Below are 15123 nucleotides of genomic sequence, written 5' to 3' on the forward strand. Positions count from 1 at the left end.
AAAAGCTGATTTTAAAATTTTAATTTATGTTTATTTATGGATCGTAGAAACTTTATACGGCAGTCTGGCCTATTTACAGCAGGTTTACTACTACATCAGCAAATGCTACACGCTTATTCACTCAATGATCAACCTGAAAAAATTATTTCAATAGGAATAATTGGATGTGGTGATAGAGGAATAGGACTGGGTTCATTTCTGAAGGATATGCACGATAAATTTCAAGTGAGGGCATTATGTGATGTTTTAGATTTTCGATTGGATCAGGCTAAAAATATGTTTAAATCCAATGTGCTCTATGAAAAAGACTATCGTAAATTATTAGATGATAAATCAATTGATGCTGTAGTGATAGCTACGCCATTGTCTTCGCATTATGAAATAGCCGTTTCAGCTATTAAAGCAGGTAAACATGTGTATTTAGAAAAAACAATGACTTATAATGCGGAACAAGCACTTGCTTTAGTAAAATTAGTTAAGGAATATCCCAATCAAATAGTACAGGTAGGACATCAATATCGCTATACACCACTTTATTTTAAAGTAAAACAAATGATAGACAATGGTTATTTGGGGAAAATAACTCAGATTGACTGTCGTTGGGATCGAAATGCTAATTGGCGAAGAACAGTCCCAAATGGCTATTCAGACAAACAGGTAAATTGGCGTATGTATAAGGAATATTCGGGTGGTTTGCCAGCTGAATTATTATCGCATCAGGTTGATTTTATTAATTGGGCATTTGATACCCATCCAGATGAAATCATTGGTACAGGAGGAATTGATTTTTTCAAAGATGGACGAGAAACCTATGATAATGTACAAACTATTCTTCGTTATAAAAAAGACGGAATGATTGGGAATTTTGGAGCCACTTGTGCAAATGCTAAAGATGGCTATCTTTTTAAGTTAAAAGGAACAAAGGGAACTATTGAATTGCTCATGGATGAAGGAATTTTTTATCCTGAAGCACAAACTAAGAAAGAACTTGAAACGGTTGATGGGGTAACTGGAGCATCTAAAATAGAATGGAATAAGGAGGGAGGAGTTCCTATTTTGAAAGAGAAAACAAAAGATGGTAGTTGGTATGCATTTCATGAATTTCATAAATGTATAGTAACTAATTCAAATCCTGTATCAAATGTTATAACAGGTGCTAGGACTGCTTGCTGTGTTCATATGATGAATAAAGCTATTTATAAAAACACAATTCAAAAATGGGAATCGCAATTTAATTTTAAATAAAATTGACTTATGAAGAAAATTATAATAATTGCATTATTATTTGCGGCGGCTAATTCTGTCGCACAAAGTAAAGAATGGCAATCTTTGTTTGATGGTAAAACCCTTAATGGATGGAAACAAATAACAGGATCTGCCCCTTTTAAAGTTGAAAAAGGAATGATTGTAGGTTCAACTATTCATAATTCGCCTAATTCATTTTTAGTAAGCAACCAGAAATTTAAAGGTGATTTTGTACTAGAAATGGAAACGATGATAACAGATATCAATACTAATTCAGGCATACAATTCAAAAGCAATTTTGATCCAAAAGGGAATAATGGAAAAGGGATGATTTATGGTTATCAGTACGAATTGGATCCATCTTCTCGTAAATGGAGCGGAGGAATTTATGATGAAGGCCGAAGACAATGGTTGTATCCAGGTTCCTATAATCAAAATGACCGACAAGATTTTACACCTAATGTATTTCATAAAATCCGTATTGAATGTATTGGTAATTCAGTAAAAACCTGGTTAGATGATATACCCGTTTCCTATTTAATTGATTCGCTAAACACTAATGAAGGACTATTGGCTTTACAAGTACACTCGATTGGACAGACTGCAAAGGAATCAAGTAAAATATATTGGAAGAATATCCGTATTCAAACAAAAAACATCCAAGCACGTTCATTTCCTAGGGGGATTTATGTAGTTAATTTGATACCTAATACCCTTAGTACATATGAAAAAGAAAGTGGTTGGGAATTATTGTTTGATGGAGTAACAGCTTCTTCTTGGCGTGGAGCAAATAAGAGCACTTTTCCAGATAAAGGTTGGGAGGTTAAGGATGGAATTTTAAAAGTTTTACCTTCCTCTGGAGGAGAGTCTACTAATGGGGGAGATATTGTGACAAATAATCAATATAGTGCATTTGACTTATCGGTTGATTTTAAATTAACAAAAGGCGCAAATAGTGGTATAAAATATTTTGTCACCTTAAAAGAAGATACAAAAGGTTCAGCAATTGGACTTGAATATCAGTTACTTGATGATACCCTGCATCCAGATGCCAAATTAGGTCGTGAAGGCAACAGAACACTAGCTTCATTGTATGATTTGATTAAATCAGACAAATCCACACGCTATTTTAAACAACCTGGAAATTGGAATACAGCTCGAATTATAGTATATCCTAACAATCATGTTGAACACTATTTAAATGGAATCAAGGTTGTTGAGTATGATCGAGGATCACAAGCTTTTCGTGATTTGGTCGCTATAAGTAAGTATAAAGTATGGCCTAATTTTGGGGAAGCACCTCAGGGTCACATATTAATTCAGGACCATGGTAATGAGGTAAGTTTCAGAAGTATTAAAATAAAGAAACTCAATTAAAAGAAATACTTTATAGACATGGTAAACAAAAAAGAGTCTGTTTTTTTAAACAGACTCTTTTTTATTGCACCAAAAATGTATTTGATTCGTTAAAATAGTACTAAGGGTGAAGCCAAATTTTCATTATTAATAAATAAAAGTTAGAAAATAAAACTGCTGATTATGACTTTATGGTATTGAAATTAATTACCATTGTTCATGAATTCAGAAGGCGACATTGAGAAACTTTTTTGAAAATTTCTACTAAAACTTGATTGGGAATTGTAACCTACAATTTCTGCTATTTCATATACTTTGTATTTACCTGATAATAATAATTCGGCTGCTTTTTTTAAACGAGCATTATTAATTAATTCGTTCGGACTCAAATTAGAAATATCCTTAATTTTTCGGTATAAAGTAGAGCGGCTCATGTTTAGAATTTCAGCTAATGATTCAACGCTTAGATTCGTATCGGACATATTTTGGTCAATTATTTCATCTAATTTTTTAATAAAATCTTCATCCGTTTTATTGTGTGCAACGTTTTTTAAATGAGATAGTGGAGAACTTGCGTAATATTCCATTACGTGACGTCTATTAGAAATTAAGTTATTAATTTGTGCCAAAATAAAATCCATAGAGAATGGTTTTGAAATATAAGCATCAGCTCCAGATTCTAATCCCTTGATTCTGGTTTGTACGGCACTTAAAGCGGTCAATAAAATCACTGGAATATGGCTTGTTTCGATATTCGATTTAATTCGATTACATAATTCTATTCCGTCCATTATAGGCATTGTAATATCGCTTATCACAATGTGAATAGTTTCATTATGGATTACTTTAATTGCCTCTTCACCATTTGATGCTTTAAATATTTTATATTCTTTACCAAGTTCTTTACTCATAAAATTGAGTAGCTCTACATTATCTTCTACAATTAGTATTTGGGTTTTGAGATCTTTAGCTATTATTTCGCTTTCAAATTCTTCATTTTGATCTTTTATAGTTGATTCTGAAGGCGCTTTATAAAGATGGAATTCACTTTCTTGATGAAGAGGTAATTTCAAAACAAATGTATTCATGGATTCGTCCTGAAATTGCAATTTTAAAGTTCCTTTATGTAATTCAGTTAAAGAATGTGCTAAGGATAGACCAATTCCTGTACCTGTTTGGTTTTCAGAGCCCAATATTCTAAAGAAAGGTTCAAAAATTTTGCTTTTTAATCCCTTAGGAATCAAATTTCCATCATTTTTAACGATGAATTCAAATGAGTTTTCATCTCTAAACAAAGTAATAATTACTTCACTTTTAGCGTATTTTATAGCATTACTAATTAAATTACTAAGGATTTTTCTAATTGCTTCTGCATCTACAAAAGCATAAATACTTTTTTCTCCCAATTCTAATTCAAAATGAATATTTTTCTCTTCAATTAAAGGGGTAAATTCCGACTGTAATTGTTTTACTAGAGCAGAAATATTAATTTCAACAAAAGTGAGGCCCATTCCTTCTATCTCCGTTTTTCTAAAATCTAATAATTCATTCACCAAGTTTAATAAACGAGAGGTGTTTTTTTCCATGATCGATAGATTTTTTATAATATCTGGAGATTCATAGGTTTTTTTCATCAAACTTTCTAAGGGGCTTTTTATTAAAGTCAAAGGGGTTCGGATTTCATGAGCTACATTGGTAAAAAACTCAATTTTAGCATGATAAATTTCCTTTTCTTTTTCGTTATTAAGAGCCGCAATTTTTTGATTGTTTTCTTTGATATTCATCTCATGATACCTGCCCAAAAGCCAGTACAAACCTCCTGAAATGATTAAAAAGTAAACAAAAAAAGCATAATTACTTGCCCAAAAAGGAGGTAATATGGTTATTTCAATAACTGCTTCCTTACTCCATACTCCGTTAGCACTTAAAGATTTAACTCTAAATTTGTAGCTTCCTGATGGGAGTTCTGTAAAAAATACTTTGTTGTTTTTGTTTAAAAAGATCCAATCATCGTTGATACCTTCTAATTTATACCAATATTGTGTGAGTTCTGGAGCGGTATAACTTAATGATGCAAAATCAATATTAAAATTGGACTGATGATTTTTTAAGGTAATTTTTTTGATGAAAGAAACCGATTCGCCCAATGGAGAATTTTCATCATTAACCATTACATCTTGATTGTTTATTTGTAAGCCTGTAATAAAAATAGGAGGGTTGTATTTATTTGTGTTAAAATTTTTAGGATTAAAACTGATCATTCCGTTCAGATTCCCAAAATACATATCTCCATTAGAATCTTTGAAAGCGGAATTATAATTAAATTGGTCACTTAATAATCCGTTAGCTTTAGTGAAAATAGTTATAGCTTTAGTTTTGTAATTAAATTTCACTAATCCTTTTGAGGTTGTGATACATAAATTTTGCTGAGAATCTTGCAAAATAGAATAGATAACATTGCTAGGGAAACCATCTTTTGTTGTAAATTTCTTAAACTCCCTTTTATTGTAATCAAATAAGTTTAATCCATTTTCAGTTGCTATCCAGAGGTTGTTTTGTTTATCTTGAAATATGGAGTTAATAAAATCATTACTGATGCTTTTATTATTATTAAAATCATATTTGTAAACTACTTTTTCATGTGTTTTTGGATTGTAATAAAACAATCCGTCACGATAAGATCCAGCCCAAAAATTTCCTTCATTGTCTTTAAATAAGCAAGTGTAATGGGTTGTCTCTGAAAAATCATTACAAACTGTAAAGTTGTCATTCTTTTGGTCGTAAATATATATCCCTAAAGAGGTTACTACATAAAGTCTTTTATCGGGAGTTTCATAAAATGTAACAATGAAATCACTTTTAAGATTACTATTAGAATGATCATAATGTTTGATTACTTTACCGCTATTCGCATCCATAACGTCTAATCCATGTTCAAAAGTTCCAATCCAAACCTGATTTCCACTTGGTAATACTCCATGGATGTTATAAAAAGATAGACCCGATTTTGTTCCGTTTGGTTGATAGTTTATGAAACTCTTCGTTTGTAAATTAAATTTATTAATACCCGCATCTTCAGTACCAATCCAAAAATTACCTTTACTATCTTTTTTTATTTCACGTATGGCGCTCCCAACAATGGCATTATTGTTTTTGCTTGGAAAGTATTTTTTAAACTGGTCATATTGTTTTTGATGGTAATTGACACCACCAAAATAAGTTCCTATCCAAACTCCATTTTCCTTATCTATTGTAATGCAATAGGCAGCATTGTCTGAAATAGCATAGGGATCAGTTGGACTTTTGCGTAAATTTCGAATTGTTTTATTAGATAGATTATAGATATAGACTCCAGATTCACTTGCTATCCATAAATTATTTTTATTTCTTTTAAATTGTCTTACAAAGATTGGTTTGTTTGCTCCATTGATAAAAGGTGTAGTTTTTCGACTGGAAATATCATATTTATAAACACCATGATCTCTAGTTCCTATCAAAATCGATTTAGCATCTAAGGCATAAATAGTTGAAATTGAAAATTGATTATTAGGTAATTGTACTTTTATTTTATCAAAACTCTGAGTTGATTCAGAATAACGATATAAGTCATCATAAGATGATGCCCAGATTACGCCTTTTTGGTCACAAGTAATTGAAGTTGTATAAAATGTATTTCTGTCAAACATTGTTGTCTCTTTTGTATTGACATTATATTTAACCAATGTTCCAAAAGAAATAAACCACAAGTTGTTTTTAAAATCATTATCAATATCATTGATACGATTATTAATTGCTTCATTTAAAAAAGTAAATTTTTCTAACTTTTTGTCATAGGAATACAAGCCTTTATCTGTTCCTACCCAAATATAATTTTTGAATTCATGTAATGATTGGATGTAATTAATTCCTAATGAGGTATTAGGATTTGATCCGCTTCGAAAAGTTTTAAAGTGATAGCCATCAAATCTATTTAATCCATCTTTAGTTCCAAACCATAAAAATCCATCCTTATCCTGAATTGATGCTAAAACGGTATTGTTAGACATTCCGTTTTCTACCTTATAATGTTTGAAATAATATTCTTGACTAAAGGAAGCAGTAGAAGTGAACCAAAGACAAATTAGGGTTTGTATTTTAAATAATTTTTGCATGTAAATTTTAAATTAATTTTTTTATAAAAATAATCGCTCTTCTTGTGTCATAAGCATTCAAATTGTTTTGCCCCCATGTTTATAACGCTTTCTCAATGTGTTTTGACCAATTTTGACATAATTGTGAAACAAAATGAAGTTACTGTTGTGTTACTAATATCCTACTTTGGTCAAAAAATAAATTTGATTTTTTTTTAATATATAAATTACATAATTGATAAAAAAATACCGTATTGTAATAGAAATAAACAAAAAATATCTTCTTTAAAGGGAGTTGCAATATTACTTAATTTTTTAAATACAAAATAGGAAAGTATTTTTTTTAATTTTTTATATCACCATAATAAGAACAATATCAAGTAGGTAAAATAATTTAGAAATGACAAATAGAAACACACTGACAGCCATTGTTTTATTTTCGCTATCCATAATTAGCTGTAATGTAAGCAAAAGTGAATTTAAAAAATCACATGTTTCAAGTATCCTTAATTCAAATATTAAAAGAGAAATCTGGAGTAAAGAAATTGCTAATGATTGGTATTCAAAACAGCCTTGGCTAGTTGGAGCAAACTTCAACCCTATTACAGCTATAAATCAACTTGAAATGTGGCAGGCTGATACTTTTGACCCTAAAAGAATAGACCAAGAATTAGGCTGGGCAGAAGCAATAGGAATGAATGTAATGCGTGTTTATCTGCATGATTTATTGCACAAAGATGATCCGAAAGGGTTTTATAAAAGAGTTAATGAATATTTGAAAATAGCCCACAAACATCATATTAAAACATTGTTTGTATTGTTTGATTCTTGTTGGGATCCTTTTCCTGTTTCAGGAAAACAAAGAAATCCTCAACCTTTTTTACATAATTCAGGTTGGGTTCAATCCCCTGGACAAAAAGCACTATTAGATACAACACAAGTACATCGATTAGAAAAATATGTCAAAGAAACTGTAGCGCACTTTAAAGACGATAAGAGGATTTTAGGATGGGATGTTTGGAATGAACCCGATAATATGAACAGACCTGCCTATGATAAAGTAGAATTGGTAAATAAAGAAGAACTAATTTATCATTTATTGCAAAAGACTTTCGAATGGGCACGTTCTAGTAATCCATCTCAACCATTAACTTCAGGGGTTTGGGCAGGTGATTGGTCCGAAAAGGGAATGAAACCTATTTTTAGGTTACAATTAGAACAATCTGATGTTATTTCTTTTCATTGTTATGACAAGCCTGCCGATTTTAGAAACAGAATCAATGAATTGAAAAGATATGGTAGACCTATGTTGTGTACTGAATATATGGCCAGACCAAACGGCAGTACTTTTGAAGGTTTTTTACCAATCGCTAAAGAAAATAACATAGCTATGATGAATTGGGGGTTAGTAGATGGAAAAACACAGACTAAATTTCCTTGGGATAGTTGGACAAGAAAATATGATTCTGCACCTCCTGTATGGTTTCACGAAGTGTTTAATACAAATGGAGTACCATACATAAAAGAAGAGGCTGATTTTATTAAAAAAATAACTGCAGAATCTAAATCCAAAACCAGCTACTAATTCTAAACAGCAATTCTAGAAAACATAATTATGATGATAAATACAATCAAGCGAAAGCAATTAATTTTAATAGCGCTATTTTGTTGTATAGGCAATGTAATGCTAGCACAACAAACATTCTCCAATCCTCTATTAGAGTATGGAGCAGATCCATATAGCACATTTCATAATGGTTTTTACTATTATACGCATACAATGCAAAATCAAATTATGATTTTGAAAACTAAAAATCTAGCCGACTTAAAAAGTGCAGAAAAGAAAGTGATTTGGAAAGCGCCTGCAAATACTTCCTATTCTGCCGAAATATGGGCTCCAGAGATTCATTTTATTGATGGAAAATGGTATGCATATTTTGCTGCTGATAATGGTTCAAACGATACACATAGAATGTATGTTTTAGAAAACAACTCCGAAAATCCAATGAAAGGGGAGTGGGTTTTTAAAGGTAAAATTGCGGCCAAAACAGATAAATGGGCAATTGATGGTAATGTTTTTTCATTCAAAAATCAATTATATATGATTTGGTCTGGATGGGAAGGTGATTCTAACGGTCAACAAAATATTTATATTGCCAAAATGAAGAGTCCTACTGAAATTGAAGGTGACAGAGTAAGAATTTCAAGTCCTACAAAACCTTGGGAATTATTTGGGGCTTTGCATGATGACAAAAACCCTGCGCAAGTAAATGTAAATGAAGGACCTCAATTTCTATCACATGATAATAAATTGTTTATTGTTTTCTCGGCCAGTGGTTGTTGGACAGATAATTATAGTTTAGGCTTACTTACTTTTACAGGAAAAGATAATTTGTTGGATCCATTGGCATGGGTAAAATCAGATAAACCAATTTTGCAACAATCAAGTAAAACGAAGGTATATGCACCAGGGCATAATTCTTTTTTTAAGTCTCCTAATGGTAAGGAAGATTGGATTTTATATCATGCAAATTCTAATCCAGGCGAAGGATGCGGACAACATAGGTCACCTAGAATGCAACAAATAAAATGGGATAAAAACGGCAACCCAATTATCGGTGTACCTGTTTCGGAAGGTGTTCGCTTGGCTATACCTACAATGTAAAAATAAATCAATCCCTTTTTTATGTAATTTATCGTTTCTTTCGATGTAATTTTTTTGGTTAGTTTTAATGGTTTTTTTCAAAATTGCATCGTAGGAACGATTAAGTTACAAGTCACTTTTTACAATATATACTTTTAAGATTATTATTTCGGATAAAGAATACTACAATCTAATTTTATTAAGATTATTATTGATGTCATTTGTTTTAGCTAAATCGTTTTACTACGTTTGTTTATCTACTAAAATTATTATTCATCTAAAAGTGTTACGCCTAAATTCTTATCGTCTTCAAAAGTATGTATTTCCTTTTTTTTAAAAGCTTGTTGCAATTACAAAAGATAGAGTGATTACTTTTTATAGATGGAGTATTTTATTGATTTTTATGTGTTTTATGCACCATATAAACATAATTATGAAACAAAATGAAGTCAAAATTAATTGTGCATTCTCTTAATTTGGTCAAAAAATAAAATATAAATATTTATGAAATAAATTATGTTATTGATAAAAAAAGTTCATTATAATTTTTAAATATACATGTAATGACTTTTTATTACAAAAAAATGTTTTAGTTGTAATCTCCTTATGTTTTTCTAATTCACACAAATAAATAACTAATTAATTAACCAACCAAAAATTAAAATTAAAATGAAAATTCAAACGACTTGGGAAATGTTTACAAGACAATCAAGCTTATTTGTCTTGGGTAAGTTTAATTTTCGTAAGTCTGGATTTATTTGTCTATTGTTTTTAATGCTCTGCATTAATAATGGATATTCTAAATCTGGTCAGACGAAGTTTATTACACAAAAAGGAATAAAAATTACAGGAAATGTTACCGATTCTGATGGTAATGCAATACCAGGAGTTAGTATCATTGAAAAGGGCACTAATAATGCCGTACAAACAGATATTGATGGAAATTATACAATAAATGTATCATCTAATAAGTCAATTTTGATATTTGAATTTATTGGAATGAAAAGGGTTGAGAAATCTTTGGATAATTCAAAAGTGTTAAATATTGTAATGACAGATGATAAAAATGAACTTAATGAAGTAGTAGTTGTAGGTTACGGTACTCAGAAAAAAGAATCCGTTGTGGGTGCAATTAGTACATTAAAACCTTCTGCCATTCAATTTGGTACCTCTCGAACACTTGGTAACAATTTAGGAGGTCAAATTACAGGGGTTATTGCGGTACAACGTTCAGGAGAGCCTGGTTATGACGCTTCGGATATAAAAATTCGTGGAATCTCTACTTTTGCAGGTGGTACTAGCCCTCTTGTTTTAGTAGATGGTATCGAAAGAAATTTAAATGATGTAGATATTGCTTCTATAGAATCCTTTTCTGTTTTAAAAGATGCAGCTGCGAGTGCCGTTTATGGAGTTCGAGGGGCAAATGGTGTAATCTTAATCAACACTAAGAGAGGTTTTATAGGTAAGCCTACTATTCAAATTCGAACTGAAACAGCTATTCAAGAACCTACTAAATTACCTCAATTTATCAGAGCAGCTCCTTATATGAGTTTAATTAATGAATTAGCTGTAGACTCAAATAGACCTATGCCTTTTACTGAGGACAGAATTGCTAAGACTGCAAGTAATTATGACCCAGATTTATATCCTGATGTAAACTGGATTGATGCGATTACTAAAGATTATGCAACTACTTCCAGAACCAGTCTTAATGTAGGTGGAGGATCTGATGTCTTGCGATATGCGCTTACAGCGTCTTATTATAATGAGAGAGGTATATTGGCTGCCGATTCAAAACAGTCTTATGATTCAGAAACCCGTTTAAATAGAGCAACAGTAAGAACAAATATTGATATTAACTTAACTAAAACAACATTGTTTAGAGTAAATATTGGAGGGTTTTTACAACAGCTTACAAAAGGAGATAGTAGTACTGATTATTTATTTAATACAGCTTTTGAAACTACACCTTTTGCACACCCTGCCATTTATTCAGATGGTACCATTCCTAAAGTTCCTGCAAGACCAAATCCATGGGCTATTTCTACGCAACAAGGGTATTATAAAAATGGAGCAAGTAAAATTGAAAGTTTTGTTTCGTTAGAACAAGATCTTAGTACTTTGATTACAAAAGGATTAAAGGGTAAATTAGTTTATTCATTTGATAATTATTCTTCAAACAGAATTACGAGAAGTAAATCACCTGATTATTACAATATTGCTAGCGGAAGAGATATTCAAGGAAATTTAATTCATGATATTCAACAATACGGTCAAGAGTTTCTTGGATTTGGTAATGGTGCTGATTATGGAGATCGTCGTGTGTATTTAGAAGGAAGTTTGACTTATGGTCGTACTTTTGGCAAACATGATTTAAATGGATTGTTACTATATAATCAAAATAGTTATGATAATGGAGGAGTTCAGCCATACAGACACCAAGGTATTGCAGGAAGAACTTCTTATGGATTTGGAGGTAGATATATTGGAGAATTCAACTTTGGTTATAATGGTTCTGAAAATTTTGCCAAAGGACAACGATATGGTTTCTTCCCATCTTTTGCTCTAGGATGGATTGTAAGTGAGGAGAAATTCATGGAACCTTATAAAGATGTACTTAGTAAACTTAAATTTAGAGGTTCGTATGGTTTAGTAGGTAATGATAACATTGGATCAAATAGAAGATTTGCTTATCAGACGACCATTAATGGTAATTCAGATGGTTACAACTGGGGTACGGGAACCGGAAATTATATTGGGGGAATTCAAGAAGGAGAGGTTGGAGTTACAAATTTAACTTGGGAAAAGGTACTAAAAACAGATGTTGGAGTTGAAATTGGATTGTGGAGAACGCTTGACTTAACAATAGATGTTTTCAAAGAAAAAAGAAAAGATATTTTTATTAGACGTTCTACGGTACCTACGCAAGCAGGATTTATAAATACACCTTTTGCAAACTTTGGAAAGATGGAAAATAAAGGTATTGAAGTTGCATTAAATTTCAATAAACAATTTACACCTGATTTTTTCATGAGTTGGAGAGCTAACTTTACTTATGTTCAAAATAAAGTTACTGAAAGAGATGAACCGGAAGGAGTTAAAAATTTATATCCATATAAGTCTGCAACCAATATTCAAAATAATACATTGTGGGGACAAACAGCTCTTGGATTATATACTACAGACGATTTTGATTCTGTAACAGGATTGTTAAAAGACGATTTGCCTGAACCACAACTTGGTGGGTTAGTTCGTCCAGGAGATATTAAATATCAAGATAAAAATAGCGATGGTGTCATAAATGCCTTAGATGAAGGTTTTATTGGAGGGACAAGAGATCCTCAAATAATCTATGGTTTCGGTTCTACTTCTAGATACAAACAGTTTGATATGAGCTTTTTCTTCCAAGGGGTTGGAAAAACATATGAAGTAATAGGACAAGGCGGTGAGGATTCTGCCCGTTTTATACCAGGAAGTGGGACAGGAACATTAGGAAATATTTATACCAATTACAATGACCGTTGGACAATAGACAACCAAAGTCAAAATGTATTTTGGCCAAGATTAAGTTATGGTACTAATACTAATAATTCTGTAGCATCTACTTGGTGGAAAAAAGACATGAGTTTTATGCGTTTGAAATCAATTGAATTTGGATACTCTTTGAAAAAAGATATTGCAGAGAAAATTAAGTTAAGAGGATTAAGGTTTTATGTGAGTGGTAACAACTTGTTCTATATTTCAAAATTCAAACTTTGGGATCCTGAGTTAGATACAAGAACAGGTTTAAGATATCCGAGTACAAAATCTATACTTTTTGGTTTAGAGGTTAATTTATAAAAATTAAAATAAAATGAAAAATATATATATAAAATCAATGTTCTTATTTTTAACATTGACATTAACGTACTCTTGTTCAGATTATTTGGATAAAGAGAGTGATACCGAACTTACCTTAGATGGTGTTTTTAATAGTAAAACAAAAACAGAGCAATGGTTATCAGGATGCTATTCTATGGTACCAGATCCAATTTGGGGTTATCAAAGAGATTTAGGATGGGAAGTTCTAGGTGATGATATGACACCATCGGAAAGATGGCGTAATTACGGTTGGGAAGTTATTCCATTTGCCTTGGGTACTTGGTCAACTAATAGTAATTGGGGCCCTGGATATTGGGCTAGACTACCTCAAAAAATCAGAGAAATTAATATCCTTATAAAAAATGTTAAAACAATTCCTGAGCAGAAATTGACTGAGGATGATGTGAAATTAATGATAGGTGAAGCTCGATTTTTAAGAGCATATTATTACTATTTATTAATTAATACTTATGGACCTGTTCCCTTTAATCCAGAGCAAATTGCTCCTGTAAACTATACATTAGCGGATTTATTGCAAGGACCAACACCATTTGATGAAATTGTAAGTTGGATCGATACAGAATTAGAAGAAGTGTCTAAAATTTTACCAACATCTTATGACGATGGAAGAAAATATGGTCGCGCAACTTCAATTATGTGTAAAGCGGTTAGAGCCAGAATGTTATTGTTTGCAGCAAGTCCATTAGTTAATGGAAATACTGATTATGCGGATCATGTTGATAATGGTGGTGTTCATCTTTTTAGTACAAGTTTTGATGTTAATAAATGGAAAAAAGCTGCAGATGCTAGTAAAGATTTAATTCAAGTAGCTAATGCTGCAGGTCACGAATTGTATACAGAGTTAGCCCCTAATGGAGAAATTGACCCTTTCTTGTCATGTCAAAATTTATTTTTTAAAGAATACAATAAAGGTAATACTGAAGTTTTATTTGCTCGTCCAAGTTCTAATTATAGAGAATATGATATTCATTCGGCTCCTAGAGGAAGTGGAGGTTATGGAGGATATGGGGTAACTCAATCTTTAGTAGATGCTTTCTTTACTGCGAATGGATTGCCTATTTCTGATCCAAATTCTGGTTACGTTGAAAATGGTTTTTCTTCACAGGACGGATATTGGACTAATGGACAAACAAAATGGAAAGAAGTAAAAAATGAAGGGCAGGTAACTTTAGCAGGTACCTATAATATGTATTGTAATCGAGAACCACGTTTCTATTTGGCTGTTAATTTTGATGGGCAATGGTATAGTAAAGATTCTAGAAAATTAGAATTTTTTAATGGAAAGAGAGATAATAATAATACTCACGATGCTCCTCAAAACGGATATTTAGTTAGAAAGAAAACAGATCCATCTCGTGATCCAATCAATAACTATTATACTCCACGTCCGGGTATTTTGTACCGACTTGGAGAAGCATACTTAAATTATGCTGAAGCATTAAATGAATACAATCCTGGTGATCCAGACATTTTAGTCTACTTAAATAAAATTAGAAAAAGAGCTGGAGTAAGAACATATACCACTGGAGTGACTGATGAAAATAATATTCATGTAGATATTGCCGATCAAGCCAAAGTAAGAAAATTAATCCATATGGAAAGAAGAGTAGAACTTTGTACTGAAGGAATCCGCTACGATGATATTAGAAGATGGAAAGAAGCAGAACAATTATTGAATACTGATTTTTACGGTATGAATTTTTATGGTCAAAACGCTACAGATTTTTATAAAAGAACAGTATACCAAAAAAGAATTTATAGAAAAGCTTTTTATTGGTTCCCTATACATTTATCTGAAATAGTAAAAAATCCAAATTTAATTCAAGCTCCTTACTGGTAAAATACATTTAAATAAATAAAACTAAA

7 protein-coding genes are annotated in these 15123 nt (G+C 31.4%); 6 read left to right on the forward strand and 1 reads right to left on the reverse strand.

Going from position 1 to position 15123, the window contains the following annotated elements:
- The first annotated feature begins 36 nt into the window (after positions 1-36).
- Complete coding sequence (locus ACFPTQ_RS07865; RefSeq protein ID WP_379776015.1) at positions 37-1245, forward strand: Gfo/Idh/MocA family protein; 1209 nt, start codon at positions 37-39, stop codon at positions 1243-1245.
- A gap of 9 nt (positions 1246-1254) precedes the next feature.
- Complete coding sequence (locus tag ACFPTQ_RS07870) at positions 1255-2622, forward strand: 3-keto-disaccharide hydrolase (RefSeq protein WP_379776017.1); 1368 nt, start codon at positions 1255-1257, stop codon at positions 2620-2622.
- A gap of 182 nt (positions 2623-2804) precedes the next feature.
- Here ACFPTQ_RS07870 and ACFPTQ_RS07875 read toward each other — a convergent pair whose 3' ends face one another.
- Positions 2805-6752 (reverse strand): two-component regulator propeller domain-containing protein, encoded by a 3948-nt coding sequence (locus ACFPTQ_RS07875; RefSeq protein WP_379776019.1) that lies wholly within the window; start codon positions 6750-6752, stop codon positions 2805-2807.
- Positions 6753-7131: 379 nt separating this feature from the next.
- On the opposite strand from ACFPTQ_RS07875, the gene ACFPTQ_RS07880 reads away from it, so the two are divergent.
- The 4 genes from ACFPTQ_RS07880 (at position 7132) to ACFPTQ_RS07895 (ending at position 15097) form a co-directional block, all read left to right on the forward strand.
- On the forward strand, positions 7132-8316 hold the full coding sequence (locus ACFPTQ_RS07880; RefSeq protein ID WP_379776021.1) for a 1,4-beta-xylanase: 1185 nt from the start codon (positions 7132-7134) through the stop codon (positions 8314-8316).
- A gap of 30 nt (positions 8317-8346) precedes the next feature.
- Positions 8347-9396 carry a family 43 glycosylhydrolase gene (locus tag ACFPTQ_RS07885; RefSeq protein WP_379776023.1) on the forward strand — a complete coding sequence of 350 codons (1050 nt, stop codon included), beginning with the start codon at positions 8347-8349 and terminating at the stop codon, positions 9394-9396.
- 648 nt (positions 9397-10044) lie between these two features.
- A complete protein-coding gene (locus tag ACFPTQ_RS07890; protein WP_379776025.1) occupies positions 10045-13215 on the forward strand; it encodes a SusC/RagA family TonB-linked outer membrane protein in 3171 nt (1056 codons plus the stop codon).
- 13 nt (positions 13216-13228) lie between these two features.
- Positions 13229-15097, forward strand: coding sequence for a RagB/SusD family nutrient uptake outer membrane protein (locus tag ACFPTQ_RS07895; RefSeq protein WP_379776027.1), 1869 nt, complete (start codon positions 13229-13231; stop codon positions 15095-15097).
- The last annotated feature ends 26 nt before the right edge of the window (positions 15098-15123 follow it).

The sequence above is a fragment of the Flavobacterium sp. GCM10022190 genome (assembly GCF_042656445.1).
Lineage (GTDB): Bacteria > Bacteroidota > Bacteroidia > Flavobacteriales > Flavobacteriaceae > Flavobacterium > Flavobacterium nitratireducens.

What these genes read in the sequence shown, in the direction of transcription:
- ACFPTQ_RS07895 (WP_379776027.1), top strand. Translation starts at nt 13,229, where the DNA reads ATGAAAAATATATATATAAAATCAATGTTCTTATTTTTAACATTGACA.
- ACFPTQ_RS07890 (WP_379776025.1), top strand. Translation starts at nt 10,045, where the DNA reads ATGAAAATTCAAACGACTTGGGAAATGTTTACAAGACAATCAAGCTTA.
- ACFPTQ_RS07885 (WP_379776023.1), top strand. Translation starts at nt 8,347, where the DNA reads ATGATGATAAATACAATCAAGCGAAAGCAATTAATTTTAATAGCGCTA.
- ACFPTQ_RS07875 (WP_379776019.1), bottom strand. Translation starts at nt 6,752, where the DNA reads ATGCAAAAATTATTTAAAATACAAACCCTAATTTGTCTTTGGTTCACT.
- ACFPTQ_RS07870 (WP_379776017.1), top strand. Translation starts at nt 1,255, where the DNA reads ATGAAGAAAATTATAATAATTGCATTATTATTTGCGGCGGCTAATTCT.
- ACFPTQ_RS07865 (WP_379776015.1), top strand. Translation starts at nt 37, where the DNA reads ATGGATCGTAGAAACTTTATACGGCAGTCTGGCCTATTTACAGCAGGT.
- ACFPTQ_RS07880 (WP_379776021.1), top strand. Translation starts at nt 7,132, where the DNA reads ATGACAAATAGAAACACACTGACAGCCATTGTTTTATTTTCGCTATCC.